This is a genomic window from Streptomyces albicerus (genome assembly GCF_008905045.1).
Taxonomy (GTDB): domain Bacteria; phylum Actinomycetota; class Actinomycetes; order Streptomycetales; family Streptomycetaceae; genus Streptomyces; species Streptomyces albicerus.
Genome location: NZ_VWMY01000054.1, coordinates 56,844 through 81,231, shown reverse-complemented (window position 1 = coordinate 81,231; position 24,388 = coordinate 56,844). Strand labels below are relative to the sequence as shown.

Sequence of the window (24,388 nt, the reverse complement as noted above, 5' to 3'; positions counted from 1 at the left end):
GTCAGCCCGAAGACGTCGTTGAGTACGAACGCCGCCCGCTCGGCCGGTGCCAGGGAGTCCAGCGCATTCAGCAACACCCGACTCACCTGCGCGTCTTCCTCCGGCGGGGCAGCAGGACGCTCGGCCGCCTGGGAGTCCTCAGCGGCCCTTGCTCCGCTCGTGGCGTCGTCAGCCCGGCCGGATCCGGCGAGTCGGCTCAGGCAGATCGCGCCCGCGGTCTTCGCAAGCCAGGACCGGGGCACCGCGATCTCCTCGCGCGCCTCCTCGGACAGCCCGTACCAGCGGCGGTAGGCCTCATCGACCACGCTCTCCGCCTCATCCGGACTGCCCAGCATCCAGTAGGCGACATCCAGCAGATACCGACGCTCCTCCAGCAACTCCGCGATCGGCACCGCGTCCGCGTGCTCCATACCGCATCCTCCCTCTCGCACGACACCACGCTGCCGCACGGCCACCGCACAGTGATCCAGGTGACGGGTCCGCCAGGCCTCGCCTGTCAGGGCTCCATCATCTTGGTTTCTGGGGCGGGGACCAGTCACGGAAGACTGCGGCCTGCCCTTGTCTGTTCCCCTCGGGATCGAGAAGGTCCCACATCGTCACGTCCTTGATCCAGAATTCATCGCCGCTCCTGGTCCTGCGCAGCCCGTTGTAACCATCGGCGAAGCCGTGTTCGTTGACGGACCGGACGAAAGTGTCTCGGTCTTCCTGGCGGCGGGCGGAGGCGGACAAGCGGGACGGCATGCCGGTGAACTCTTCCCACGGGTAACCGAAACACTGCTGGGCCGTGCGGTTGGCGTAGAAGAACGTCGGGTCGGGGCCCGTGCCGTGGGCCAGCAGGCCAAAGGGCGCGTCGGCGTAGAGCCAATGCGCCGCTTCGAGCGGCGATGCCCAGCGCGGTGGGCACAAGGGGCGCCCGGTGAGGGCCAGATGACTGCTCAGGAGCAGTTCGGCGAAGGCAGCGCCGCCTGCGGCGGGAAGGGTGCCGGAAGGGCTGTCGGCCATGAGGCTCTACGCTTCCCCGTCGACCCAGCTCATGAGCTTGCGCAGCTCCTTGCCGGTGGTCTCCAGGAGGGAGTTCTCGTCCTGGGTCTTGTACTCGTTGTACTTCTTCAGACCGCCGTGGTACTCGTCCATCCAGGCCTGGGCGAACGTGCCGTCCTGGATCTCGGCCAGGACCTTCCGCATCTCGGCCTTGGTGGCGTCCGTGATGATCCGCGGACCGGTCACGTAGTCGCCCCACTCGGCGGTCTCCGAGACCGACCAGCGCATCTTCTCCAGGCCGCCCTCATACATCAGGTCCACGATCAGCTTCAGCTCGTGCAGGCACTCGAAGTACGCGATCTCCGGCTGGTAGCCCGCCTCGGTCAGCGTCTCGAACCCGGCCTTCACCAGCGCCGCCGTACCACCGCAGAGCACCGCCTGCTCACCGAACAGATCGGTCTCGGTCTCCTCGGTGAACGTCGTCTTGATGACCCCGGCCCGGGTGCCGCCGATGCCCTTGGCGTACGACAGCGCCAGCGCGAAGCCGTTGCCGGTCGCGTCCTGCTCCACGGCCGCGATACACGGCACGCCGCGGCCCTCCTCGTACTGCCGGCGCACCAGGTGGCCCGGACCCTTCGGCGCGACCATGCACACGTCGATGCCGGCCGGCGGCTTGATGAACCCGAACCGGATGTTCAGACCATGGCCGAAGAACAGCGCGTCCCCGTCGCTCAGGTTCGGCGCGATGTGCTCCTCGTACACCTGCGCCTGGATCGGGTCCGGCACCAGGATCATGATGACGTCCGCCTCGGCGGCCGCCTCCGCCGGACTCACCACACGCAGCCCCTGCTCCTCGGCCTTCGCCTTGGACTTGGAACCCTCGTGCAGACCGACCCGGACATCGACACCCGAGTCACGCAGCGACAGCGCATGGGCGTGGCCCTGACTGCCGTAACCGATGACCGCGACCTTGCGGCCCTGGATGATGGACAGGTCGGCGTCGTCGTCGTAGAACAGCTCGGCCATGGGAAACACCTTTCCCTCACGGTGGAAGAGGTTCCCGAGGCGGCACCTGTGCCGGGACTGAGATGGGTGAGGCGCTGCGCCTGCGGGAGAACGGGAAGCGCCGGACAGAAGAGCGCCTGTCCGTGCGTGATGCTGCTCGCGCGGGCGTATCGGAAGTCAGCGCGGCTGAGTATGCCCGTCTGCCGAGCACACCCCTGACGGGACCGACGGGTTGCGCCCGTTGTGGACCAGCAGGAATAACACTATCTCACACTCTGCTGTGTTGACATGGTGAACGGTTCAACCATGTATGCGGTCGTGGCCTAAGGTGAGGGCCGGGCCGGCCGCTCAACTCCGGAGAACACCGTGTGACGTCATTGAGCGGGCAGCGATCTGCAGGGGCCCGACATTCACCCCCACTCACCACGAGATGGAACAATTATGCGCAATCTGTCACGTTTAGGAGCCGTTGGCGCTCTCCTCGTCGGTCTGTCCCTTCCTGGGGTCGCGTACGCCACCCCAGGGGGTCCCGGTGTGACGGGCACCGTCATCGCCCGGTCCACCATCGGCGGGACCGACTACATCCTGCGGGAAGTGACCATTCCGCCGGGCCAGGCGACCGGCTGGCACTTCCACGACGGCCCTCTGTACGCGTATGTCAAACAGGGGACCCTCAGCCATTTCGATTCCACGTGCTCGTCCGACGGGGTGTACCCCAAGGAGAGTTTCCTCAAGGAGCCCTCCGGCGCCGACCACGTGCACATCGGCCAGAACCTCGGCACAACGGACGTCGTCCTGGAGGTTCTCTACGTCCTACCGCACGGCGCGCCCTTCTCCCGCGACGCCGCCAACCCGGGCTGTGACTTCGAGTAGTCCTGCTCCAGGGCAGTACCGGCGCACTGCGCCAGGGGCACGCGGCTGATCGACACCGACTCACCTCCGCCCGGCGCCGTGGCGGCCGACAGTCCGCCACGGCGCTCTCCCGGCGAGGGCGTTCTGCGCCCGCGCCGGGCCGGCCCACACGGCAAGCAGCGTCCATCGCTCGGCTGTCACACCTCCCTCAGCTGTCCGGTCAATGCGGAGGGCGCCTCGCGCGCCGCTCGCACCAGTCCTCGCAGCGAGGAAGGAAGCACGCGTGGCCTCAGGAAGAACCGGCCGCTGAGCGCCTCGGCACCGTGCTGCCGGGCCTCCCGGGCCTGCCAATGCTCTGCTGCCCGTCCGCACACACTCCGGTTTCGTACGACTACCAGCTTGAGCCGCAGAAAGACGCGTAATGCCACGAGACCCCGACAAGCACTCCGACCCTGCAGCCGCCAGTGTGTCTCTGGCAGCCGAGGCCGCCCTGCTCGAGGCCCGCCTCCGCCTGCTTCAAGAGGCAATCGACACTGTCGACGCACGCATCAAGACAGTCTCCGACACACTGCACCTGCTGCGCCGCACATCGTCCGCCTCCGCCGAAGGTGCGGACAGTGAGAATCACTGCGGCTCATCCGGCCGCAAGGATGCCGACGGTTCCACCGACGACGCCTGCCGGGAGGCGTCGAAGCGTTCCATGCCCTGCTGACCGCGACGAGTCGGAACAGGCTGGTAGCAGAGTCGGCCCGCACAGCCGGGCGGGCGGCGTGGTTCGTCCACCGGTTCGCGGCCACACTGAGCGGACCGCGGCAGGAACCATCAGATTACGGACAGCCGCGTGTTTTCCTACCCGTTGCTTCTGCCGCGAACAGTGGCAATAATTGGTGCGATACTGTTCGCTGTGTGCCGAACTGTCCTCAACATCCTCCGGTGGTTCGGCCGTTCCCGCCGCCTCGGTAACAGCCTTCCGGCGCCACGGTGACCTGCCCTGTTTCGTGCCCCGTCATCAGTGGGGTGAGTCTCTTGGGAACGCCTGGGACCCGTCGGGTGCATCCACAGTCCGAATGGGGGCACTGCATATGATGTCGAGGGAACCCATTCCCCGCGTTCAGACCGAGCGACACCGCACGTGAGCCGGGGCGCGGCAGGAGGGCTTAAGGATGAGAGGAACACATGGTCTCTGCAACCCGCGCGGCACACAACATTGAGATCACCGCCGAGAGCCTTCAAGAGGAACTGGCCCGCCTGCAGATCCAGAAACAGGCGCTGGAAAGGGAGCTGGCCGCGGTTGTGGCGCATCTCGGCTCGGTGCAGCGGGCCCTCAGCGCCCTCGAGACCCTGATGCTCGACCCGGCTGCCGCGGCCTCGACGGCTACGGCCGGTGCTACAGGTGCGCAGCGGGGCCAGGCCACTGTGGCGACCGCCGAACCGCAGACCGACAGTGCCTCCGCCGAGCCTGCGGACACCACAACGAAGGCCGCGCCGCAGCCGCCTCGGAAGCCGCAGAGTGGCAAGGACGCGGAACGTCCTGTTGCCGTCGGCACCGACATGGACGGGCAGAAGCAGTACGGCAAGCTCACCGAGCAGATCATGGAGTACTTCGCCAGCGTCGGTGACGTCGACGTCCGGGCCCGTGATGTCGCCGCGGCTCTCGGCCGTGACACCGACAGCGGGAGCATCAACGGCGTCCGCAGTACGCTCGACCGCCTTGTCGGTGCCTCCCGTGTCCGGCGGACCGGCCGGGGTCTCTACCGCGCCGCCAAGCGTTCCTGATGAACATCATTGACCGGTGTCCTGCGGCAGTGTCGGCCTACCGGCGAACCCGTCGCCGTCGAACGGCTGCCGGCCCGGTGGCGGCGAATGGTCCCGGGCGCCACCCATCGGGGGACCGCGTGGCGCCCGGGCGCTGCACCTGCGGGCTCTAGTCGCAGGTGTCGCGTTCCGGACGCCTCTTCACGGGGGTGTTCTGCGGCATCCGGAACGCTGTGATCAGCGTACCAAAGGTTTGCTTTTTGGCTGAACCGAGCCGACGGTGACGCGAAGACAGTGTTGGCGTGGACGGATCGATGATTTGGCTACTTTGGCCCCATTTATCGGCATGATGAACAGCTCGAAACGAGGCAAATCACCGCACTGGCATGGACGCGAGTGCACTCGTCAGTGGATCGCCCAATCAGTGTTATGACAAGCTTCACAACATCTTGAGAGTTCTCGTTCGTTGGCGCAGCATCTGGGAAGTGAACGCCTCTTCTGAGCCAACGCCCCTTCCCTCCCCCGCCGCAGACCTCGCATCACCCCTATCTCCCGGCACTCACACAGTGGCAGTCCGCCATGGATCCTCCCTCACCGAGCAGCGCTACCACGTCGCCGGCACGGGTCCCGTGTGCATCGCCCACTCCGGAGGGCCCGGGATCGGCTGGGACTATCTGCGTATGCCCCTGCTCGAGCAGCACCTGACCATGGTCTACATCGAGCCTGTCGGCACCGGCGCGTCCGGCCGGTTGCCCGACCCACGCGCGTACAACCTGGCCACGTACACCCACTTCCTGCATGCGGTGATCGAGCACCTCGCACTACCCGAGGTCGCCCTGCTCGGCCATTCGCACGGAGGGTTCGTCGCTCAGCGGTACGCACTCGATCATCCCGAGCGTGTCGTCTCTTTGGTCCTGTACGACACCTCGCCGGTGACAGGCGAGGATTTCTGGTCCGTCGCGGTCGCCAACATGGAGCGGTTCGCGCAGCGCCATGTCGTCGAACACCCCGAGGCGGCCACCTATGTCGCCGGTCTCACCACACGGATCGACCAGCTGACCGACGACGATGCGACCGCGGTACTGCGCTCCATCTCTCCCGCCTACTTCTTCGACTACTGGGGACGCGAGGAGGAGTTCGGCCCCGCGCGCGCGGCGCTGCGCATGTATGCCGCTCCCTCACGCGGCGAGGGCCCGCCTTTCGACGTCCGCGAGGAGCTGCCCGACGTTACCTCGCCCACGCTGGTCCTGGTCGGAGAGGCCGACTTCATCTGCGGGCCGCACTGGGCACGAATGATCCACGAGGCGATCCCCGGGGCCCAGCTCGTGGTCCTGGACGGAACCGGCCACCTGGGGCACGTCGAGCGCCCAGAGGAATTCACCACGGCCGTGGTCACCTTCCTCGCCTCGACGCGCGAGCACGCCGAGAGCTGAGTGAGCTGATTGAGCTGACGCAGCAATGCAGCGATGGCCCGGCAGCGGGCCACGGCATCGCTGCAGAACAGATATGAGGTGACCGGTGCCGGTGGTTCAGCCCGACGTTCCCAGAATCACAGCCACGCACCCGATCATCACCACAGTGATCAGAACCATCGCCGCCAGCGTGCCTCTCAGCCATCGCCCGAAGCGGACGTGATGCTGCTTCTCCACCACACTGATGCTGTCGGCGATGTGCTCCGTCACCATGCGGGCAACGTATATCTGCTCCTTGAGATACCACCGCTCGATATCCATCTTCTGTTCCGGGGTCAGCCCCGGCGCCCGTGCGGTGAAGTCGGCCACGCGCTGATGTGCCGCTTGCAGATGAGCCTCCCGGTACAGGAATGTCTCGATGTCGGTCAGGCCGCGCGCGGCCTCCTCGCTTGCGTCCATGGTGTGCTCCAGAGGGAAAGCAAGAAGCCCAGTTGTGGCGATGCCGGATCTGGGCGGGTCAAGTGCCGGGACGCACGCACAGCGGGTCCCGGCGCACTGAGTTGCGCGGCGCACCGCCGGCACAACGTCGCCTGTTCACCGGCAAGAAGGTCGCCGCGCCACAGGCCGGCGCCGCAGTAGGGAAGTTCGGGAGTCGTCTCGACGGCCGTGAGTCCACCGTCGTCGATCACAACGTCCTTCATCGATAAACCTTCCCCTCATGCGGAGCCTGCTCCGGGAAGCCGCAAGGACATCAACCACTGCACCGTCGCAATGCGGCCTTCACATCACATAGACGGGACAGCACGCCCATCTGTGACATACACCGTTGAGGACCAGAGCCGTCGACACCACCTCCATGAGCAGACGGCAGGGCACTACCTCCTCAGCCTTCGCCCCGGAGACTTGGCCCGTGCCCTGATGCCGGCCGTCAGCCGCTGAGCGCTTCCGGCGTGCTCACGCTGCCGGGCGGTCGCTCGCCCGGCTCCCGCCGGAGCCCTGCATGTCGCTGCTCGCGACGAACGCGTCCCGCGGGTGCTGAACCGAGGCGAGGGAGACCAGATCCCGGCCGAACAGGGCGGCAGTGAGCCACACGGTCAGAACGCGGATCTTGCGCTCCCAGGTCGGCACCGCCAACACGTGGTAACCCCGGTGCATCAGCCAGGCGGGAAGTCCCTTGATGACAAGGCTCTTGTACTGAAAGATGCCCCGCCCCAGGCCCAGCGTCGCCACCACTCCCAGACTGCTGTGGCGGTAGTTGCGGATTCTCCCGCCGTGCAGGTCGGCTGCGATGTTCTTCGCGAGGCGCTTGCCCTGCCGCACGGCGTGCTGGGCGTTCGGCACCGTGCGCGCTCCCGGGCCGGGCAAAGCCAGGTCGGGAACGGCCGCGTCGTCTCCGGCCGCCCACACGTCCGCCACCGGCTCGCTGTCGGTGCCCATACGAAGATCGGGACGGACCACGAGCAGGCCCCGCTCGTCGACCGGCAGATCCGTGTGATTGTGCACCACCGGGTTCGAGGCGTTGCCGGCGGTCCAGACGATCAGTGCCGAGTCGAACTCCTCCCCGCTGGAGAGCACCACATGCCCGTCCACCGCGGAGACCAGCTGCGTGTTGAGGTGGACGCGCGCGCCGCGGCGCTCCAAAGAACGCACCACCCAGGCACCGGGCTCGTCGCCCACCTCGGGCAGGATGCGTCCTCGGGCCTCGACCAGATGGAAGGACAGGTCGTCCAGACTCAGTTCCGGATAGGACTTCAACATCGCGGTCGCCAGCGACAGCAGCTCACCAAAGCCCTCCACACCGGAGAACCCGCCGCCCACGAACGTGACCGTGAGCAGCTTGCGCCGCTCGACACCCGGCGGCAGTGACGCCGCCTGATCGAAGGCGGTCATCAGCCGGTCGCGGATGGCCACCGCCTCCTCCACGTGCTTCAGGCCGATCGCCTGCTCGGCGAGCCCGGGTATGGGGAAGGTGCGCGTCACGGCCCCGGCAGTGACCACAAGAGTGTCGTAGCCAAGGTCGTAGTCGGCTCCGCCGACAGGCCGCACAGTGATCGTCCGGTCCGCATGGCGGATCTCGGTCACGGTGCCGGCGATCAGCCGGGTGCTGCGCAGATGCCGCCGCAACGACACGGCAGCATGACGCGCCTCGATCGAACCAGCCGTCACCTCCGGCAGGAACGGCTGGTAGGTCATGTAAGGACGCGGGTCGACCACCGTGACCCGCGCCTCCCCCGCACGCAGCGACTTCTCCAGACCCCATGCGGTGTAGAAGCCCGCGTAACCACCGCCCACGATCACAATCTCACGCATGATTCCCTCACCTCGTAGCCGACGCCAGTTAGACCGGACGACGCCGACGGATGTGACAGGCGACAGCGGCCGAGCCCGCACCGTCTCGCCCGCACAGCGGACGGACCACCGCATGGGATTCGGGGAGCGGATCGGCCGCTGGTACCTCGGCGGTTGAGAGCGACGTACAGCTCCAGGCGGACCTCGATGGTGAGATGGTCAGCCGAGGGTTACCCGCAGGACGCGGTCCGCGCCGTCCGGCTCGCCTCCGTTGGCGTCGGCGTTGGTGGTCGTCAGCCACAGCTGTTCGACGCCGGGCACCTTGACCACCGTACGGAGCCGGCCGTACGTACCGACGTAGTACGCCGCCGCCGTGCCCACGTTCTCGGTGTCGCCCTCGATGGGGATGCGCCAGAGTCGCTCGCCGCGCAGCGCGGCCATGTAGACGACGTTGTCGGCGATGGCGATGGCGCTGGGCGAGGCCTCGCCGGTGGTCCAGGTCTTCTTCGGGTTGGTCATCCCGTCGACCGAGCAGGTGCCCTCGCAGGTGGGCCAGCCGTAGTTGGCGCCGGGCTTGATCAGGTTCAGTTCGTCGAATCGGGTGTTGCCGAACTCGGCCTCCCACAGCCGCCCGTTGCGGTCGAAGGCGATGCCCTGCGGATTGCGGTGGCCGAGGCTGTAGACATGGTTGCCGAAGGGGTTGCCGGGGGCCGGCTCCCCGGAGGTGGTCAGGCGCAGGATCTTGCCGTTGAGGGAGTTCCGGTCCTGGGCGAGGGCGGTGTTCTGTGCGTCGCCGGTCGTGGCGTACAGATAGCCGTCGGGGCCGAACGCGAGCCGTCCGCCGTTGTGGTAGCGGGCCTTGCTGATGCCTTGGAGGATCACCGTGTAGCCGCTGAGCGAGGTGCCGTCGTACGTCATGCGGGCGATCCGGTTGCCTTCGGCGGCGGTGTGCATGAAGTACACGTAGTGGTTGGTGGCCCACTTGGGGTCGATGGCGACACCCATGAGTCCGCCCTCGCCGTTGGTGGTCTGGCTGTTGGGGACGGTCCCGACCTGCGTCTTGGCACCGTCGGGGGCGACCTTCCAGACCCGGAAGTCGTCGCGCTCGGTGACCAGGGCGTGTGAGCCGTCGGGCAGCCAGTCGAGGCCCCAAGGGATGGTCAGCCCGGTGGTGAGGGTGGTGACGGATGTCGGTACGCCCTCGGGTGCCGCGGGGGTGGCGGTGTCGGCCTGGGCGGATCCGGGTCCGGTGAGGCCCGCGAGCAACAGCCCGGTCAGGGACAGGGCCGTGCTCGTGGTCAGCGCTCTACGGGTCCTGCGTTTGCTGGTCGGTCGCATCGGTCCTCCAAGTGGGGGGTTGGAAGGGAGCTGGTACGGGTCACGGGCGCCGAGGGCCCTGCGAAGCGCCCTGCGGGGCACCTCGCGGAGGATAGGAACGGGGGATCGTCGGAAGGGCGGACCGCGATACAGGCCCATCGACGAGCGTCCGGACCAGACCGTGATCGGGGGCCAGTCGGCACACGGGATCGGTGCGGGAGGCGTCACCGGTCAGCGCGTACGCCTGGCAGCGGCAGCCGCCGAGATCGGTGTCCCGCTGGGGACAGGAGCGACAGGGGTCGGCCATCCAGTCGGTGCCCCGGTAGCGGTGGAACGCGGGCGAGTGGTGCCAGGTCCACTCCAGGGAGCGGTCCTTGACGTTCGGGGCGTCCAGCCCCGGCAGTGTGGCGGCGGCCGGGCAGGGCAGCACCGTGCCGTCGGGGGCCACGGTCAGTGAGACGGCGCCCCAGCCGCCCATGCAGGGTTTGGCGGTCCCGTCGACGTAGTCGGGCACCACCCACACCACGTCCATGCGTCCGGCCAGCCGCTCCCGCCGGGCCTCGACGACGGCCCGCGCCCGGTCGATCTGCTCCCGGCCGGGCAGCAGCCGGTCCCGGTTGACCAGCGCCCAGCCGTAGAACTGGGTGTTCGCCAGCTCGATCCGCTCGGCTCCCCAGTCAAGGGCCAGATCGAGGAGGGCGTCGAGCGCGTCCAGGTTGTCCCGGTGCAGTACGACGTTCAGGCCGAGCGGCAGTCCCGCCTCCCGGACCAGGGCCGCGGCCTTCCGCTTGGCGGCGAAGGAGCGGTGCCCGGCGATCCGGTCGGAGGCGGCGGGCTCGGCATGCTGCACGGACAGTTGGACGCTGCGCAGCCCGCGGTCGGTGAGGGCGGTGAGCCGTTCCCTGGTCAGGCCGACACCGCTCGTGACGAGTTGGGTGTAGATGCCCGCCGCGTCGGCGGCGCCGACGATCTCGGGCAGGTCGCGCCGCAGCAGCGGTTCACCGCCGGAGAGGTGCGTGTGGACGACGCCCAGCTCCCCGGCCTGGCGCATGACGTCGGCCCACTCGTCGGTACGCAGTTCGGCGGATCTGCGGACCAGTTCCACGGGGTTGGAGCAGTAGGCGCAGTGCAGCGGGCAGCCGTGGGTGAGTTCCGCGAGCAGCGCCCAGGGAGGGGCGACGGACGCGACGGGGGCCTCGGTCACCGGATCCAGCCCTCCTCGCGCAGCCGTCCCAGGAACTCCGGGACCTCGGTGGCGACGGGCGCGCCGGGAAAGCACTCGGCCAGCTCGGCGACGATCGCGCCGACCGCGTGTTCGCCGTCGCAGAGCCTCAGGACGGCGCCCGCGCTGCCGCGCAGCACGACCACGCGTTCCGGCATGACCAGCAGGTCGGTGCCGCGCACCCGGTCGTGCCGGAGCATGACGGAGCGGCTCAGCACCGGGCTCCAGTCCCCGACGTCAGTCACGGTGTCCCCGGCGTCAGTCACGCTGTCCCCGGCGGCGGTCACGGTCCCTTCGCCGTCGTTCGCGGTCAAGACGCAGCCACCGGGGGGTGCCTCCCTCATGGGTTTCATGGCCGCTCCCCCGCTCCGTCCACGGCATCGAGCAGCGACCACAGCACCTCGCACTTGAAGGTGAGCGCGGCAACGGCCCGTTCCTGCTCCTCGCGGCTGCGCGCCCACTGCTTGACCAGGTCGAGCGCCTCGGCACTGTCCCGGCCGCCCTGCCCGACGCGGGTGCGGAAGTAGACGAGCCCCTCGGCCTCGATCCACGGGTAGTGGTGCTCGAAGGCGGCGATGCGGGTGCGCATCAGCCCGGGGGCTGACAACTCGGTGAGGGAGGCGGCGACGGCCTCCAGCGGGGACCTGAGCCGGCAGAAGTTGACGTAGCCGTCGACCGCGAGCCGCACTCCCGGCAGCACGTCCTCGGCCGACCACAGCAGCTTCCGGTCGAGTCCGGCGGCCTCGCCGAGCCGCAGCCATCGCTCGATGCCGCCCTCCCCCTCCCGTGTGCCGTCGTGGTCGACGATCCTGCGCAGCCACATGCGGCGCAGTGCCGGGTCCTCGAACTTGGCGAGGATCAGGGCGTCCTTGACGGGGATGTGCCGCTGGTAGTGGAAGCGGTTGGTGATCCAGCGGCGCAGCTCGGCCGGGGACAGGTCCCCTTCGTGCATCCGTACGTTGAAGGGGTGGCGGTCGTGGTAGCGGGTGGCGGCGACGGCACGCAGCCGCTCCTCGAATTCGGCGGGGCTCCACGGATCGTCAACCGGGTTGCCCCGCACGGGGGTTGTTGTCGTCACAGCTCGATGACCATTCCGTCGGCGGCGACCTCGAGTCCCCGGTCGGCCAGCTGTTTGTGCCGGTCGTCGTCCGGGTCGGTGAGGGGGTTGGTGTTGTTGAGATGCGTGTACAGGCAGCGGGCGCCCAGCCCGGTCAGGCGGTGCGCGGTGCCGGCCGGCCCGTCGATCGGCAGATGTCCCATGCCGCTTGCGGTTCTGCTGGAGATCCCGGTGCGCACGGGCTCGTCCTGGTCCCAGAAGGTGCCGTCGACGATGACGCAGTCGGCGGCCTCGGCGGCCTCCTGCAAGGCGTCCGGCCACGCGGCGAGAGCCGGGGCGTAGACGAGGGACTTCCCGGTGACCGGTTCGCGGAGCACGAGGGCGACCACCCAGCGCTGGTCGTCGTCGCCCGTGCCCGCCGCGTACCGGGGGCGTTTGGCTGCGATGGGCACGGCGAGTGCCTCCAGTTCCGGCCCGAGTGGCAGCGGAGCCGTGCCCAACTCCCGCCAGCGCAGCTCCGTGTACGGCCCGAGTACGGCTCCGAGGCGCGGGCCGGTGAGCAGCGCCTCGCGCACTTGGGCGGTGGCGACCAGCTCCACGCCGTCCGCCTCGCGCAGCCGCGCCACGCCGAGGGTGTGGTCGAGCTCGGCGTCGGTGAGGACGACGCCCGCGACCGGGGTCTGTCGGGCGCCGGGGCCGGGGTGCAGCGCGGGGGTGTCCTCGATCTGGTCCCCGATGTCGGGGGTGGCGTTGACGATGTACCAGCGACCGGCGTCCGCTCGCACGGCGAGGGACGCGTGGCGGCGGCGCCGCTCCGGATGGGCGCGTGCCCCGGCGCAGCCGGGACACGCGCAGTTCCACTGGGGCAGTCCGCCGCCCGCCGCGGTGCCGAGCACCTGCAGCAGCACGCGGCGGGGTTACCGCGTGGCCAGCGCGTACGCCGTCACTTCGAGCGCCGTGTCGACGACCTCGTACTCGGGTGACTGCCAGCTCGTCCCGCCGGTGACGGTGACCACCGGCTGGTCCGGCGTCTCCTGGATCTTCCGGCTCTCCCGAGGTTCCCGGATCTCCTGCATGTCTGTTCCTGCCTTCCTGCGTGGGGTTCAGGACCGAACAGATCATTACTGGTGCACCTGGACAGACCGGACACGACGTTCATAAGAGTGCCTCGTGTTCAGCCTTCTGCTTCAGAATCGCAATCTGACGGGACACGGTCAATCACTCGGACCGAATCAGGTCCGGCAGTTTTATAGAGCGCCGAAGGCAACTGGCTCGGACTCACACTTCACGATCCGAGCGGCTTCAGCCCCTCACCGAAGCCACTCGATCGCCGTTTTCCGCAGGCCAGAGAGGGTTGCCCTCGCCCCACAGTGGGGCGGGTGGGACTCGAACCCACCGCCGACGGATTATGAGTCCATTCGGGATCTTGGCGGCTCTTGCCGATCAGCGCTCATCCATGACGTTTCAGCAGCTCAGGCGAGGTGAGTGGTGTCGGTGCTCGTCAACACTTGTCGGTCTGTTCCTGTCCTTGCGGCCTCAACGCGGCCTCAATGAGGCCGCAAGGGGCAAGACCGACGGCGTCGAGAGTGATCTCGCCAGCTGGACAGGACCTCTCGAACTCGCACGCGGCGGATTCCCCTGCCGACGGGCGAGGCTCCATCACATGTGCGGGCGTGGAATCTCGTGCCCGTTTCCGCGGTGCCGATATCTAGCCTGCCTCGGTATAGACAGCCCTGGCGCGCCGGTCGTCGGCAGCCTCTCGGCCCTCCCCGGCCACCTCCCCGTCGGATCAGACTGTGAACTCCCGGATCACCACGTTCCGGAACACCGCCTGCCCGTCGATCGTGAACAGCGCCAGTGCGGTGTCGGACGGGTCGGGGAAGGCCTCGGTCGAGTGCACGTACCGGCCGTCGCCGACGAACATCTCGACGGACGTGCGGTCGACGAGGATCCGCAGGCGGACCGTGCCGGCGGACAGGTCGAACGGCGTGCGGCTCTCCTGCCAGCGGCCGGAGGTGTCGGGGCTCACGGTGTAACCGCGGTTGACGAAGGCGTAGTCGCCGTAGACCCCCGCGTCGATGTGCCGCCCACCGTCCGACGACCGCCGCAACTGGAGGCCGGCGCCCACCAGTTGGTCCCAGGTGATCTCACAGGTCAGCTCGTACGCGGTACCCGTGTAGTCGAGCGGTCGTGTGCCGTCGACCGCGATGTCGCCGAGGTCCACCGTGCGCAACACATGGTCGTCCAGGGCCGCCACCGGCTGGGACGCCAGGTAATACGTACCCGACGCGTGCTTCAGCCGTACCTCGCGGACGATCGAGTCGGTGCCGTTGAAGCCGTCGCACTCGATCGTGGGCGTGGTGTTCGCGTAGTCCCAGTGGTTCATCCAGCCGATCGCATACCGCGCGTCAGGGTCCAGGACCCCGCTCGCGTCACGTTTGTCGAAGGTGACCGCCGCGTACCAGTCCCAGCCGTGGTCCAGCCACTGGGGATCGGACGCGTCGGCGGTGAAGGTCGTACCGTCGAAGGAACCCGTCCAGTACGCGAACGTGCTCGGCAGCCCGGAGCCCTTGCCGTTGGCGCTGACGCCCAGCACCCACTTCCAGGTCCCGTCGTCCGCCCTGATCCGGAACAGGTCGGGGCACTCCAGGACGCCGATGCCTCCCTTGACGAAGCCGCCGACGTACGTCCACGCCTTGAGGTCGGCGGAGTGGTAGAAGCCGACTTTGTCGTTCTCGGCGAGCAGCATCACCCACCGCCCGCGCTCCTCGTCGCGGATCACCTTGGGGTCGCGGAAGTCCCGTACGCCGGGGTTGGGGAGGACCGGGGCGGTGCCGTGGTTCGTGAAGGTGCGGCCGGCGTCCGTCGAGTAGTACAGGTACTGGGCCTGGGTGACATCGTCGGGCGCCATGGTGGCGATGACGATCACCGCACCCGCGCCGAAGCCCGCCGTGTCGTCCGTGTCGACCACCGCCGAGCCGGACCAGACATCGCCGTTGGGCGTCGTGTCCTTCGGCACGGCGACGCCCCGGTCGGTGAAGGAGACGAGGTCGGTGCTGGTGGCCAGGCGCCAGGCGGTGCCGGCCGTCGTGCCGCCCGTCGAGTAGTCGGGGTTGTAGAGGTAGTAGTAGTGGTACTCGCCGTCGATCCAGATCGGGCGCTGCGGGTCGTTCATCCACTGGTCGGGGACCGTGAAGTGGTACTCGGCACGGTAGCTGCCCGTGCACGCGGCCGTCGCCCCGCGGGGCACCGCCACCGCCGGTCTCACGAGGTCCGGCAGCAGAACACCGGCGGCGCCGACGGCCGAGGCCGTCAGCAGCGACCGCCTGGACACGGTCTCCTCTGGGCCGAGCGAACTCCTCTTCATGCCACGCATCGTGCGGCTCCCTTCCCCGACGTCGTCGTCGGGACACGGCTCATGGGACCGGAACCGTATACCTAACTCGTTAAAGGTCAAGCCCTCGCGCACCGGCCGTCCCCCCAACTTCCCATCCGCGCATCCCTTGACAGAGCCGCAGCTGGGTTCCCATCATCATGAAATCAAACTTCGGCTAACACGAGTTAGGCTCGCCGATGACCGACTCGCTCCTCTCCCGACGGGCCCTGATGCGCTACGGCGCATACGGCGCCGGAGCCGCCGCTCTCGCCGGTGTCGCGGCCGGCTGGGACCGCCTCACCGCCGCCGACATCCCCGGCCGCGACGACGGCTCGCTCGTCATCGCCACCCTGGGCTCCGCCTTCAACCCCGAGGCGCAGCGCGCCCTGCGCGACGGATTCCGCGAGGTCCACCCCGACATCAGGATCCGCATCAACCCCGTACAGGCCTACGACTGGTCGGACTTCTTCTCCAAGATCCTCACCCAGATCGCCGCGGGCACGGCACCCGACCTCGTGTACGTCGCCACCGAGGGCGTGCAGCTCTTCGCCCAGCGGCTCGGTGTACCGCTGGACAGGTGGGCGAAGCGGGACGCGGCCGAGCTGCGCACGTACTTCGCCGACGTCCATCCCTCGCTGGTCGAGTCGATGATGTACGAGGGGAGCCTCTACCAGCTGCCGGTCGAGTTCAACGCGGCCGACATGTACGTCAACAGCCGGGTCCTCGAACGCGCGGGTGCCGACCTCCCCGACGACGACTGGACCCACGACGACTTCACCACGCTGCTGCGAGCGATGAAACGCAGCAACGGCGACCGGTTCACGCCGTACTTCTGGACCAACCGGCTGTGGGGCGGAGTGGTCCCCTGGCTCTTCGCCAACGACACCAACCTCCTCACCGAGTCCAAGGCCCCCGGCGGCGACTGGCTCTGGAACTCCTTCTATCCCGAGGCGCAGCGGCGCGGCCGGGGCGGCGGCTACCGGTGGACGACACCCCTGGCCGACTCCGACCGCGTCGCGGAGGTCTACGACTACCTCTCCTCCCTCGTCCAGGAGGACCTGTGCACCCGGCCCGAGGGCGGCGACGGCCGCAACCTCGTCGGCGTCTTCTCGACCGGCCGTGTCGGTGTCACGCCCGCGGGCGGCTTCTGGGCGGGCGGCCTGCATGAGGCGGGCATGAAACCGGCCGACTACGACGTGCGGTACTTCCCGCGCTGGCGCACCCGGCGTCACCAGTTCGGCGCCGCCGGGTACGCGATGCTGCGCACGTCGACGATGCGGGACGAGGCCTGGGAGTTCATCAAGTACACCGCCCGCAAGGACGTGATGACCCAGCTCTTCGCGGCCAACCAGACCACTCCGGCCCGCCGCTCCATGGTCGACGAGGCCCGCTACCGGGAGACCGGCCCGGCCCACTGGCAGGTCTTCTACGACACCCTCGACAAGATCCCCACCACCGGCCCGATCCCGGCCCCGCCGCAGGTCAACGAGGTCGAGCAGCTGCTGATCAAGCACACCGGAACCGCCCTCGCGAGCCCCGGCGTGGTACGTCCCGCGCTGCGCCGGCTGCAGGGGGACCTGGAGCAGGCCATGGAGCGTGAAGTGTGACGAACACCGAGATCAGGCCCGTGGGGCCGGAGCCCGCCCGCACCCGCAAGAGCCGCAGGAACCGCAGGACCGGTCAGACCCGTAAGGCATCCGAGTCCACGGCCGCCACCACCATCCGCACCCGGGGCACCCGCCTCCTCGCCGTACTGTTCCTCGCGCCCACCGTCGTCGGCATCGTCGTCTTCACGGTCGTACCGATCGTCGGCTCGGTCGTCCTCAGCCTCTTCCAGTGGGACGTGATCGACGACCCGCGGTGGGCCGGAGCGGCCAACTACCGGGAGATCCTGACCGATTCGACGGTCCTCGTCTCCTTCCGCAACACGCTCGTCTTCATGGTGCTCGCGGTCGCACTCCAGTTGCTGATCGCGCTCGTGCTGGCGATCGCGGTGAACGGCCGGATGCCCAAGTGGCTGCGGTCCGTGTTCCGTTCGGCGTTCTTCTTCCCGCTGGTGCTGTCCGCCGCGTCCATCTCGGTGGTGATGAAGTACCTGTTCAACCAGGACTTCGGCCCCGTGAACTGGCTCCTCGGCACGGTCGGTATCCCCTCGGTCCCGTGGCTGACCTCGGAGAACGGGGCGATGGCGGCCGTGGTCCTGGCGTACGTCTGGCAGCAGTTCGGCTTCTCGTTCCTGCTGTTCGTCGGCGGCCTGAACAACATCCCGAAAGAGGTGCACGAGGCGGCTTCGCTGGACGGCGCGAGCGGGGTGCGCAAACACCTCGCCATCACCCTGCCGCTGCTGTCGCCCACGCTCCTGGTGGCGTCCGTGGTCGGCATCATCAACGCCCTCCAGGTCTTCGAGCAGCCGTACGTCCTCACGGCGGGCGGTCCCGGCGACTCGACGCGCACGGTCGTGATGGTCATCTACGAGACGGCCTTCGAGCAGCTCCGCTTCGGCGAGGCGTCCGCCGTGGGCGTCCTGCTCTTCGCCCTGATCATGGCGGTCACCGCACTCCAGTTCCGGCTCAGCCGGCGTTACGTCCACTACCAGTGAGCCGGGTGAGTCAGATGAGTACGAGTTCCCTCTCAAGTCCGGCACCGAGTTCGGCATCGGGTTCGATGCCGGGTCCCCGCACGAGCCCCACCGCGTCACGCGTACGGCACGGCCTGGCGCCCTGGGGCCGGATCGCAGGCCTGGCACTGTGCGCCCTGTTGACGCTCGGCCCGGTCATCTGGACGGTGTCGACGTCACTGCGCACGCCGGCGGAGTCCTTCGACCTGCCGCCGGAGATCATCCCCACGAACCCCACCGTCGACGCCTACCGCGGGGTCTTCGACCAGATCGACGTCTGGCTGTACGCACTGAACTCCACCCTGGTGACCGCGCTGATCGCGGCCGGCCAGATGATCACCGCGGGCCTGGCGGGCTATGCCTTCGCCCGCCTCGAATTCCGCTTCAAGAAGCCGCTGTTCGCGCTGGTCCTGGCCACGATGATGGTGCCGTTGCAGGTCACGATGGTCCCGGTCTTCCTGGAACTGAAGACGATGGGTCTGACCGACACCCTGCTCGGCCTCATCGTCCCGGCCTTCCCGACGGCCTTCGGCACCTTCCTGATGCGCCAGTACTTCCTGGGCATGCCGAAGGACCTGGGCGAGGCGGCGATGATCGACGGCGCGGGTCCGTGGCGCGTCTTCCGGTCGGTGTACGCCCCCTTGGCGGCCCCCGGTCTCGCCATCGTCGGCGTGCTGGCCTTCAACTACCACTGGAACGAGTTCTTCCGGCCGCTGATCCTCGAAACCTCCACCGAGAACCTCACGCTGCCCCTGGGCCTGGTCTCCCTCCAGGGCAACCTCGGCACCGGCTCGATCTCCGTCGTCCTCGCCGGAGTCGTCCTCTCCATGATCCCCGCCGTCGTCGTGTTCGTCGTCGGCCAGCGCCCTCTGCGCGAGGGCATCACATCAGCAGGAGTCAATCGTTGAGTTCCGTGAGCCGGTCGACCGACGCCAACAGCCCGCGTTTCAGGGTCCGCCCGCCGGCCAACTGGATGAACGACCCGAACGGCCCGTTCCGCTGGGGCGATCGATACCACCTCTTCTACCAGCACAACCCCGACGCCCCCGTGCACACGAACGTCCACTGGGGCCACGCCTCCAGCCCCGACCTCGCCCACTGGGACGACCACGGGATCGCCCTGCGCCCCACGCCCGACGGCCCGGACGAGGCGGGCTGCTGGTCCGGCTGCGTGGTGGACGACGGTGGTGTACCGACAGCGGTGTACTCCGGGATCGACCACGACCACCAGGGCCTGAGCGTGATCTGTCTCGCCGTGGCCGAGGACGACGGCCTCCAGAAGTGGAAGCAACTGCCGGTGCCGGTGGTCGCCGGCCCACCACCCGGCCTGGACGTGACGATGTTCCGGGACCCTTTCGTCTTCCGCTTCGCCGGACGCCGCTGGGCGCTGATGGGCGCCGGCCACGCCGACGGCACCCCGTCCGTCCTGGTGTACGACTGTGAGGACCTGCACGACTGGCGGTTCGCCGGGGTCCTGCTGGACGGCCGGGACCCGGCGGCGGCCCGCGCCTTCGGCAAGCGGGCGATCGGCTGGGAGTGCCCGCAGTTGTGGGCGCCCCCCGGGGGCGACTGGGTGCTGGCGGTGGCCCTGTGGGACGGCGACCCGCTGAGCACGGCGTACGTCACGGGCCGTCTGGTGGAGCAGACGGACGGTGCACCGAGGTTCGCGGCCGGTACGGGCGGCGGCCCGCTGGACCTCGGCCGTGACTTCTACGCTCCCTCCGTCCTCCAGGACACGGAGTCCGGCCGCGCCCTGCTCTGGGGCTGGTCCTGGGAGTCACGCCCACCCGAGGAGGTGGACCGCGCGGGCTGGTCCGGAGTCCTCACGGCACCCCGCGTGATGGACACCCACGACGACGGCACGCTACGGGTCGTACCGGCTCCGGAGCTCGAACTACTGCGAGCGGCCGTCCCGTTCACGGCCGCACCAGGACCGCACCGGCCACTCCCCCTCGCGTACGACCTGCTGGTGACTGCCCGTTCAGCGGCGACCGTGAGTCTGCTGCGGGCCACGTCCGGGGCCGAACTGACCGTGCGACTCGATCCGGCGTCCGGCACGGTGACCCTGGACCGCACGGCCTGGCCACGCTCCCGCCCGGACGGCACGGCCCCCCTGGTCCTGCCGACCCCGCCGGGCGAGACCCTCACCGTACGGATCCTCGTGGACGGCTCCCTGCTGGAACTGTTCGCGGGTGATCGGGCGACGGCCACGGAACGGGTGTACCGACGGGACGACGACATCGCGGAGCTGACCGTGACGGGGACGGACGTCGAGGTCACGGGCTGGGAGCTGGTCCCACCGAACCCCGCGTGACGACGGGACACTCCAGCCGCCGGGTGGTGACCGGCGGCGCGGTCCCGCTGTCGATAGCGTCCAGGAGCAGGCGGACGGCCGTCTCTCCCATCGCGCGATGGGGCAGAGCGACCGTGGTGAGGGGCGGGCTGAGGAAAGCCGCCATGTGTTCCTGGTCGTCATAGCCGACGACGGACAGCTCGGCGGGCACGTCGAGGCCCAGGCGCGCGGCGGCGTGGAGGACGCCCGCGGCGACCCGGTCGTTGTAACAGACGATCCCCGTGGGCCGCCGGTGGGCGGGAACACCGTCCAGCAGCCGCAGCGCGCCCTGGTACCCGGCGGCGATCTCCCCTCCCGTCCGCATAATCCAGTCCTTCTCGGCGGTCAGCCCCACCGTCCGCAGCGCGTCCCGGAAGCCGCGCAGCCGTTCCGCGGTCGCGATGTCGTCCAGACCGCCCACCAGGGCGACACGGCGGTGGCCCGCGTCGAGAAGGACGCGTGCGGCGCTGCGGCCACCGGCCCGCTCGGCGGGGATGACGGCCGGGAGGGAGCCGTCCTCGGGAAGACAGTTGGCGAACACGGCGAACGTGCGGTGCAGCCCTTCCGGGACTCGGGCGCGGCGCAACGACAGCGCGGCGTAGATGATCCCGTCGACCCTCCGGTCGAGCAGTTCGGCGACAGCCGCGTCCTCGGCGACCGGGTCCTGCCCGGAGTCGACGGTGAGCACCAGGTGCTCACTGCGCCACGCCATGTCCATGGCCCCGCGCAGCAGCCGCCCGGCGAACGGCGAGGTGGCGATCTCGTCCGTGACCAGACCGATCACGGCGGTACGACTCCGGCGCAGGCCGCGGGCGACCGCGTTCGGCCGGTAGCCGAGCTGTTCGGCCGCCTTGCGGATCTTCTCCTGCGTCTCGGCGGAGAGGTTGCCCTGGGCACGCCCGTTGAAGACGAAGGACACGGCAGTGTGCGACACCCCGGCAAGCCGGGCGACATCCCGCGAGGTCGCCCGCTCAGCCCCGCCACCCCGCGTCTTCTCGACCCCGCTCATGCCTCGTCCCCGCCGACTTTGCCTGGTCAGGCAAAGCCTACCCGCGGGGAGATGTCGCGGAGCCCGCCGCCGCAGACCGAATGGGACACCGGGGCGGAACAGCCGCTGACCTCGGCACGCCGGGGCGCAGGTCGCCGTGCGACCGTGGACGTCCGACCGCCGTCCCTCGCGGCTGTCAGCACGCCTCAACGAGACTCGGCCTCGACCGCGCTCGACAACCTTCGAGGGCCCCCTGCGAGGTCGCTTTCTCTCGGGGCCGTTTCCTCATCACTTACGGGGGAGTTCCACCAGGCGGTGCCGGCGGCGCGGATCGTGTTGGTGCCGCAGTGCACCTCGCCGCCGAAGACGTGGTGGGTGCGCCAGTCGTCCAGGTAGCGCACCCGCGTGCCGACCTTGGCGTACGCCTTGGTCACCGCCTCAGCGAGGATGTCCTTGCCGGCCACGATCGGGCCCCACTGCTTGGGGGCGAGGTACTTGTGAGGGGCGAGTACGACCCCCGTTGATGGCTCCGGGGTAGTAGGCGGCGAGCTTGGGGGCCCCGTCCGACGGCTCACGCTGTCCGGGGAAGCCTGCGAAGCGCTCGAACATCGCCGGGATCTTCACGATCTCGTCGTCCGTGACGCCGGTCTCGCGCTTCAGCAGCCCCAGGTTCTCCTTGATCTTCCGGCCGGCGTAGGCGTTGTCCTTGAGCAGCTTCTTGTTGGACAGGGCCTGGTCGATCGTGGGGGTACGGCCATCGGCGTAGGAGCGCGGGATGGAGAACGCCTTCGTGTGGCCGTGCCCGTCGTGCTGCGCCTTGCGCAGCAGGGCGAGCGTGCCCTCCGGGTCGGCGATGCCGATCTTCCAGCCGCGCGGGGTGTCGGCGGGCAGGAACTGCACGAACTCGTCCACGTGACCGATGGCGAGCCAGCCGGTTTCCAGCAGCAGCGGGTCCTGGGCGCCCTGGGCCTTGACGAAACCCGTGTGCGCCGGCCGCTGCGAGCCGTGCCCGCCGGTGATGATCCGGCCCGCCGGGTAGGACTTGCCCTTGTGGGTGTACGGCGGGATGGTCTCCAGGTTGCCCGTGGAGTTGATCTGGTCGTACTTCCCCTTGTTGACCTGCACGACGCCGACACCGGGGCCGCGCAGCTCGAAGACCTGCCGGCCGGCCGCGCGGTCCATCTGCGCCGACCGCATCATCACCCGCAGGACGCGCGGCTTGCCGCCCGGGCCGGGCATGCTGACGTAACCGGGCTCGACGAAGTCCTGCGTCCAGATGTCGGAGCCGTCCTTGAACCGGTACGTCGGCTTGGTGATGCCGGCCTTGCGCACCTCCTTGGCGAACTCTCGCGCGAACTTCCGCTGGTTGGGGTCCTGGCGGCTTCCGTCCACGACCAGCGCCTGCTCCGCGCGCTGCAGGTGGTGCTGGGTCAGGAGCGGGGCGGCGCGCAGCATCACCTCGTCCGTGGAGGTGCGGTCGCCGTCGGTGACGGTGAACTTGACGGTGATCCGGCCGTCCCAGTCCTCCCGTATGACGTCCCGCCCGTCCAGGCCGAGCCGGAGCCCGGCGCGCAGTTCGGCGGCGGTGACGCGGGTGCCGGTGGTGACGTAGGTCCAGGTGTCGCCGCGCTTGAGGAACAGCCGGACCTTGGACTTGCCCGCGCCGACCAGCTGGAGGCTGCCGGTGCCGGCGTCCGAGACGTTGCCGACCGGGACCGTGCGCAGCGGCGCGAGGTACTCGGGCGCCCGTACGACGTTGCCCTGGGCGTCGTTGCAGGCCTCAAGCTGAGCATTGGACAGCCACCGGCCGTCCGGCGTCCTCGTCTTGCAGCGCCGCTGCTTGTCACCGATGTTCGGCAGGAAGATCGCGCCCCGCCCGCTGCTCCACGTCGTTTTGCGGTTCAAGCGGCGACCGTGCCTCGTGGACAACGGGATCAAGTGGCGGTCGATGCCCGGGGACTTCCCGCCGTGGGAGCGGGTCTATGCGTTCTTCCGCCGCTGGCGTGACCATGGTCTGGTCAGGGACTTCCCCGACCGGCTGCGCGGACAGGTCCGCGAGAAGCTGGGCCGGGATGCGGAGCCGACGGCCGCAGTGATTGACTCGCAGTCCGTCAAGGCGGATGCCGTCGTCGGATCGGACAGCCGTGGCTTCGACGGCGCCAAGCTGGTCAACGGGCTCAAGCGGCATGTCGTGGTCGACACGCTCGGCCTGCTGCTGGGGGGGTGATGGTCACGAGCGCGGATGTCGGCGACCGCACCGCCGCCCAGGTTCTGCTTGAGCAGGTCGCCGATGCGCATCACCGGCTGGCCCTGGTCTGGGCTGATGGCGGCTACACCGGCAGCCTCGCCGAGCACTGCCTGGCCACGCTCGCGCTAGTGCTGGTGCTGGTGCTGGTGCTGGTGCTGGTGCTGGTGCTGGCGATCGTCAAGCGCAGCGACGACCAGAAGGGGTTCGTGCTGCTGCCCAAGCGGTAGATCATCGAGCGCCTCTTCGCCCACCTGATGCGTACCCGTCGCCTGGTCAGCGACTTCGAACGCCGCACCACCAGCCCCGAGGCGATGGTCTACTGGTCGATGACCGGGCTCATGACCCGCCGCCTGGCCCGGCCACACCGCGGGCGAGCATGAACCGGCCTGGCGCCGGCTCGGCCAGCCAACCCCGCGCGACCAGGTGTTGCCGCCGTCCGGAACCAGCACCGTATCGACCCACCTGCGGGCGATCACCCACTCCTGCCACTCCCGCTCGGCCGCAGCCAACTCGGCCCCGACGCGGTCGGCCTCGCCGCAGCAGAGCCGACCAGAACACGCCTCACCAGCTACGTTCCCGGGCGCATACGTGCAGGTCAGAGCAACATCAGCTGACACAGACCAACCTGGCGTCGAACTCGCGAGCAGCGGATTCAGTCCGCTGAGCGGGAGTTGACGGTCCGACACCTCACGAGGAACGTTTCCGCAGGTCATCAACCTGCACAAGTGGGGCGGGTGGGACTCGAACCCACGGTCGACGGATTATGAGTCCGCTGCTCCTGGGTTCTGTGCCTCGCTTACCCAAACCCGAGGGAGTCGGCGGAAGTTCAACGATGGGATCAGGCGCCGGCAAGTACTCTGCTGCGGCCCCTCCTGACGCCGGGCAGTGTGCATGAGGAACTGCCAGGCGTCTCGCGGGTGGCGGACGAGGGGCGCGT

The 24,388-nt window shown here is 69.0% G+C and carries 24 protein-coding genes, 1 tRNA gene and 2 pseudogenes; 11 read left to right on the top strand and 16 right to left on the bottom strand.

The features are described 5' to 3' along the window. From GAS53_RS38880 to ilvC, 3 genes and pseudogenes are all read right to left on the bottom strand, one after another. Nucleotides 1–410: pseudogene (locus tag GAS53_RS38880) on the bottom strand (RNA polymerase subunit sigma); the annotation flags it as partial. A gap of 97 nt (nt 411–507) precedes the next feature. Then, entirely contained in the window at nt 508–1,002 is a 495-nt protein-coding gene (locus tag GAS53_RS38875; protein ID WP_151482471.1) for an MEKHLA domain-containing protein, read from the bottom strand. A 6-nt stretch (nt 1,003–1,008) separates the two neighbouring features. After that, nucleotides 1,009–2,007, bottom strand: a complete 999-nt coding sequence (gene ilvC, locus GAS53_RS38870; protein ID WP_151482470.1) for a ketol-acid reductoisomerase — start codon at nt 2,005–2,007, stop codon at nt 1,009–1,011. Between the two features lie 420 nt (nt 2,008–2,427). Here ilvC and GAS53_RS38865 point away from each other — a divergent pair, with 420 nt between their 5' ends. The 4 genes from GAS53_RS38865 (at nt 2,428) to GAS53_RS38850 (ending at nt 6,026) form a co-directional block, all read left to right on the top strand. Further along, entirely contained in the window at nt 2,428–2,859 is a 432-nt protein-coding gene (locus GAS53_RS38865; protein ID WP_151482469.1) for a cupin domain-containing protein, read from the top strand. A 445-nt stretch (nt 2,860–3,304) separates the two neighbouring features. Further along, nucleotides 3,305–3,550, top strand: a complete 246-nt coding sequence (locus GAS53_RS38860; protein WP_151482468.1) for a hypothetical protein — start codon at nt 3,305–3,307, stop codon at nt 3,548–3,550. Nucleotides 3,551–4,014: 464 nt separating this feature from the next. Beyond that, nucleotides 4,015–4,614 (top strand): hypothetical protein, encoded by a 600-nt coding sequence (locus GAS53_RS38855; RefSeq protein WP_151482467.1) that lies wholly within the window; start codon nt 4,015–4,017, stop codon nt 4,612–4,614. A 545-nt stretch (nt 4,615–5,159) separates the two neighbouring features. Continuing rightward, nucleotides 5,160–6,026, top strand: coding sequence for an alpha/beta fold hydrolase (locus GAS53_RS38850; protein ID WP_225859371.1), 867 nt, complete (start codon nt 5,160–5,162; stop codon nt 6,024–6,026). Between the two features lie 96 nt (nt 6,027–6,122). Here GAS53_RS38850 and GAS53_RS38845 read toward each other — a convergent pair whose 3' ends face one another. The 9 genes from GAS53_RS38845 to GAS53_RS38805 all read right to left on the bottom strand — a co-directional run bounded on the left by GAS53_RS38845 (nt 6,123) and on the right by GAS53_RS38805 (nt 15,266). Beyond that, complete coding sequence (locus GAS53_RS38845; protein ID WP_151482465.1) at nt 6,123–6,464, bottom strand: hypothetical protein; 342 nt, start codon at nt 6,462–6,464, stop codon at nt 6,123–6,125. Between the two features lie 495 nt (nt 6,465–6,959). Next, nucleotides 6,960–8,315, bottom strand: a complete 1,356-nt coding sequence (locus tag GAS53_RS38840; protein ID WP_151482464.1) for an NAD(P)/FAD-dependent oxidoreductase — start codon at nt 8,313–8,315, stop codon at nt 6,960–6,962. 198 nt (nt 8,316–8,513) lie between these two features. Beyond that, the gene (locus GAS53_RS38835) at nt 8,514–9,632 is read right to left on the bottom strand and encodes a PQQ-dependent sugar dehydrogenase (protein WP_151482463.1); all 1,119 of its coding nucleotides are present in this window, start codon (nt 9,630–9,632) and stop codon (nt 8,514–8,516) included. A 40-nt stretch (nt 9,633–9,672) separates the two neighbouring features. After that, the gene (gene pqqE / locus GAS53_RS38830; protein ID WP_151482483.1) at nt 9,673–10,824 is read right to left on the bottom strand and encodes a pyrroloquinoline quinone biosynthesis protein PqqE; all 1,152 of its coding nucleotides are present in this window, start codon (nt 10,822–10,824) and stop codon (nt 9,673–9,675) included. Further along, nucleotides 10,812–11,078: a pyrroloquinoline quinone biosynthesis peptide chaperone PqqD gene (gene pqqD / locus GAS53_RS38825; RefSeq protein ID WP_225859374.1), complete on the bottom strand. Its 267-nt coding sequence runs from the start codon at nt 11,076–11,078 to the stop codon at nt 10,812–10,814. Before pqqD ends, pqqE begins: the two co-directional genes overlap by 13 nt. 104 nt (nt 11,079–11,182) lie before the next feature. Beyond that, nucleotides 11,183–11,911 (bottom strand): pyrroloquinoline-quinone synthase PqqC, encoded by a 729-nt coding sequence (gene pqqC / locus GAS53_RS38820; protein ID WP_404829389.1) that lies wholly within the window; start codon nt 11,909–11,911, stop codon nt 11,183–11,185. Further along, the gene (gene pqqB, locus GAS53_RS38815) at nt 11,908–12,798 is read right to left on the bottom strand and encodes a pyrroloquinoline quinone biosynthesis protein PqqB (RefSeq protein WP_151482462.1); all 891 of its coding nucleotides are present in this window, start codon (nt 12,796–12,798) and stop codon (nt 11,908–11,910) included. The genes pqqC and pqqB overlap by 4 nt, the downstream gene beginning before the upstream one ends. 9 nt (nt 12,799–12,807) lie before the next feature. After that, on the bottom strand, nt 12,808–12,966 hold the full coding sequence (gene pqqA / locus GAS53_RS38810; protein WP_225859369.1) for a pyrroloquinoline quinone precursor peptide PqqA: 159 nt from the start codon (nt 12,964–12,966) through the stop codon (nt 12,808–12,810). A 713-nt stretch (nt 12,967–13,679) separates the two neighbouring features. Beyond that, the gene (locus tag GAS53_RS38805; protein ID WP_225859368.1) at nt 13,680–15,266 is read right to left on the bottom strand and encodes a glycoside hydrolase family 32 protein; all 1,587 of its coding nucleotides are present in this window, start codon (nt 15,264–15,266) and stop codon (nt 13,680–13,682) included. A gap of 197 nt (nt 15,267–15,463) precedes the next feature. Here GAS53_RS38805 and GAS53_RS38800 point away from each other — a divergent pair, with 197 nt between their 5' ends. From GAS53_RS38800 to GAS53_RS38785, 4 genes are all read left to right on the top strand, one after another. After that, complete coding sequence (locus tag GAS53_RS38800) at nt 15,464–16,873, top strand: extracellular solute-binding protein (protein WP_151482461.1); 1,410 nt, start codon at nt 15,464–15,466, stop codon at nt 16,871–16,873. Beyond that, the gene (locus tag GAS53_RS38795; RefSeq protein ID WP_151482460.1) at nt 16,870–17,865 is read left to right on the top strand and encodes a carbohydrate ABC transporter permease; all 996 of its coding nucleotides are present in this window, start codon (nt 16,870–16,872) and stop codon (nt 17,863–17,865) included. Before GAS53_RS38800 ends, GAS53_RS38795 begins: the two co-directional genes overlap by 4 nt. 65 nt (nt 17,866–17,930) lie before the next feature. Then, nucleotides 17,931–18,791, top strand: coding sequence for a carbohydrate ABC transporter permease (locus tag GAS53_RS38790; RefSeq protein WP_151482459.1), 861 nt, complete (start codon nt 17,931–17,933; stop codon nt 18,789–18,791). Nucleotides 18,792–18,796: 5 nt separating this feature from the next. Continuing rightward, nucleotides 18,797–20,197, top strand: a complete 1,401-nt coding sequence (locus GAS53_RS38785) for a glycoside hydrolase family 32 protein (RefSeq protein WP_151482479.1) — start codon at nt 18,797–18,799, stop codon at nt 20,195–20,197. Here GAS53_RS38785 and GAS53_RS38780 read toward each other — a convergent pair. The 3 genes and pseudogenes from GAS53_RS38780 to GAS53_RS57790 all read right to left on the bottom strand — a co-directional run. Then, entirely contained in the window at nt 20,160–21,224 is a 1,065-nt protein-coding gene (locus tag GAS53_RS38780; protein ID WP_151482458.1) for a LacI family DNA-binding transcriptional regulator, read from the bottom strand. The genes GAS53_RS38785 and GAS53_RS38780 overlap by 38 nt on opposite strands. A gap of 185 nt (nt 21,225–21,409) precedes the next feature. Beyond that, nucleotides 21,410–21,778 carry a protein-arginine deiminase family protein gene (locus GAS53_RS57795; protein WP_151482457.1) on the bottom strand — a complete coding sequence of 123 codons (369 nt, stop codon included), beginning with the start codon at nt 21,776–21,778 and terminating at the stop codon, nt 21,410–21,412. Beyond that, nucleotides 21,756–23,108 (bottom strand): annotated as a pseudogene (locus GAS53_RS57790) (protein-arginine deiminase family protein); the annotation flags it as partial. The gene GAS53_RS57795 and the pseudogene GAS53_RS57790, both read right to left, overlap by 23 nt. 16 nt (nt 23,109–23,124) lie before the next feature. Here GAS53_RS57790 and GAS53_RS38765 point away from each other — a divergent pair. Genes GAS53_RS38765 through GAS53_RS57785 form a run of 3 tightly spaced genes read left to right on the top strand, consistent with a single transcriptional unit; the run spans nt 23,125 to nt 23,831 of the window. Further along, entirely contained in the window at nt 23,125–23,430 is a 306-nt protein-coding gene (locus GAS53_RS38765; RefSeq protein WP_192583466.1) for a transposase, read from the top strand. Next, a complete protein-coding gene (locus tag GAS53_RS38760; RefSeq protein ID WP_151482454.1) occupies nt 23,337–23,678 on the top strand; it encodes a transposase in 342 nt (113 codons plus the stop codon). The genes GAS53_RS38765 and GAS53_RS38760 overlap by 94 nt, the downstream gene beginning before the upstream one ends. Before the next feature lie 27 nt (nt 23,679–23,705). Continuing rightward, nucleotides 23,706–23,831, top strand: coding sequence for a hypothetical protein (locus tag GAS53_RS57785; protein WP_263974207.1), 126 nt, complete (start codon nt 23,706–23,708; stop codon nt 23,829–23,831). Nucleotides 23,832–24,177: 346 nt separating this feature from the next. Here the strand turns inward: GAS53_RS57785 and GAS53_RS38755 are convergent. Next, nucleotides 24,178–24,253 (bottom strand) — tRNA-Ile (locus GAS53_RS38755). Between the last annotated feature and the right edge of the window lie 135 nt (nt 24,254–24,388).

What these genes read in the sequence shown, in the direction of transcription:
- GAS53_RS38875 (WP_151482471.1), bottom strand. Translation starts at nt 1,002, where the DNA reads ATGGCCGACAGCCCTTCCGGCACCCTTCCCGCCGCAGGCGGCGCTGCC.
- ilvC (WP_151482470.1), bottom strand. Translation starts at nt 2,007, where the DNA reads ATGGCCGAGCTGTTCTACGACGACGACGCCGACCTGTCCATCATCCAG.
- GAS53_RS38865 (WP_151482469.1), top strand. Translation starts at nt 2,428, where the DNA reads ATGCGCAATCTGTCACGTTTAGGAGCCGTTGGCGCTCTCCTCGTCGGT.
- GAS53_RS38855 (WP_151482467.1), top strand. Translation starts at nt 4,015, where the DNA reads ATGGTCTCTGCAACCCGCGCGGCACACAACATTGAGATCACCGCCGAG.
- GAS53_RS38845 (WP_151482465.1), bottom strand. Translation starts at nt 6,464, where the DNA reads ATGGACGCAAGCGAGGAGGCCGCGCGCGGCCTGACCGACATCGAGACA.
- GAS53_RS38840 (WP_151482464.1), bottom strand. Translation starts at nt 8,315, where the DNA reads ATGCGTGAGATTGTGATCGTGGGCGGTGGTTACGCGGGCTTCTACACC.
- GAS53_RS38835 (WP_151482463.1), bottom strand. Translation starts at nt 9,632, where the DNA reads ATGCGACCGACCAGCAAACGCAGGACCCGTAGAGCGCTGACCACGAGC.
- pqqA (WP_225859369.1), bottom strand. Translation starts at nt 12,966, where the DNA reads ATGCAGGAGATCCGGGAACCTCGGGAGAGCCGGAAGATCCAGGAGACG.
- GAS53_RS38805 (WP_225859368.1), bottom strand. Translation starts at nt 15,266, where the DNA reads ATGCGTGGCATGAAGAGGAGTTCGCTCGGCCCAGAGGAGACCGTGTCC.
- GAS53_RS38800 (WP_151482461.1), top strand. Translation starts at nt 15,464, where the DNA reads ATGACCGACTCGCTCCTCTCCCGACGGGCCCTGATGCGCTACGGCGCA.
- GAS53_RS38790 (WP_151482459.1), top strand. Translation starts at nt 17,931, where the DNA reads ATGCCGGGTCCCCGCACGAGCCCCACCGCGTCACGCGTACGGCACGGC.
- GAS53_RS38780 (WP_151482458.1), bottom strand. Translation starts at nt 21,224, where the DNA reads ATGAGCGGGGTCGAGAAGACGCGGGGTGGCGGGGCTGAGCGGGCGACC.
- GAS53_RS57785 (WP_263974207.1), top strand. Translation starts at nt 23,706, where the DNA reads ATGCGTACCCGTCGCCTGGTCAGCGACTTCGAACGCCGCACCACCAGC.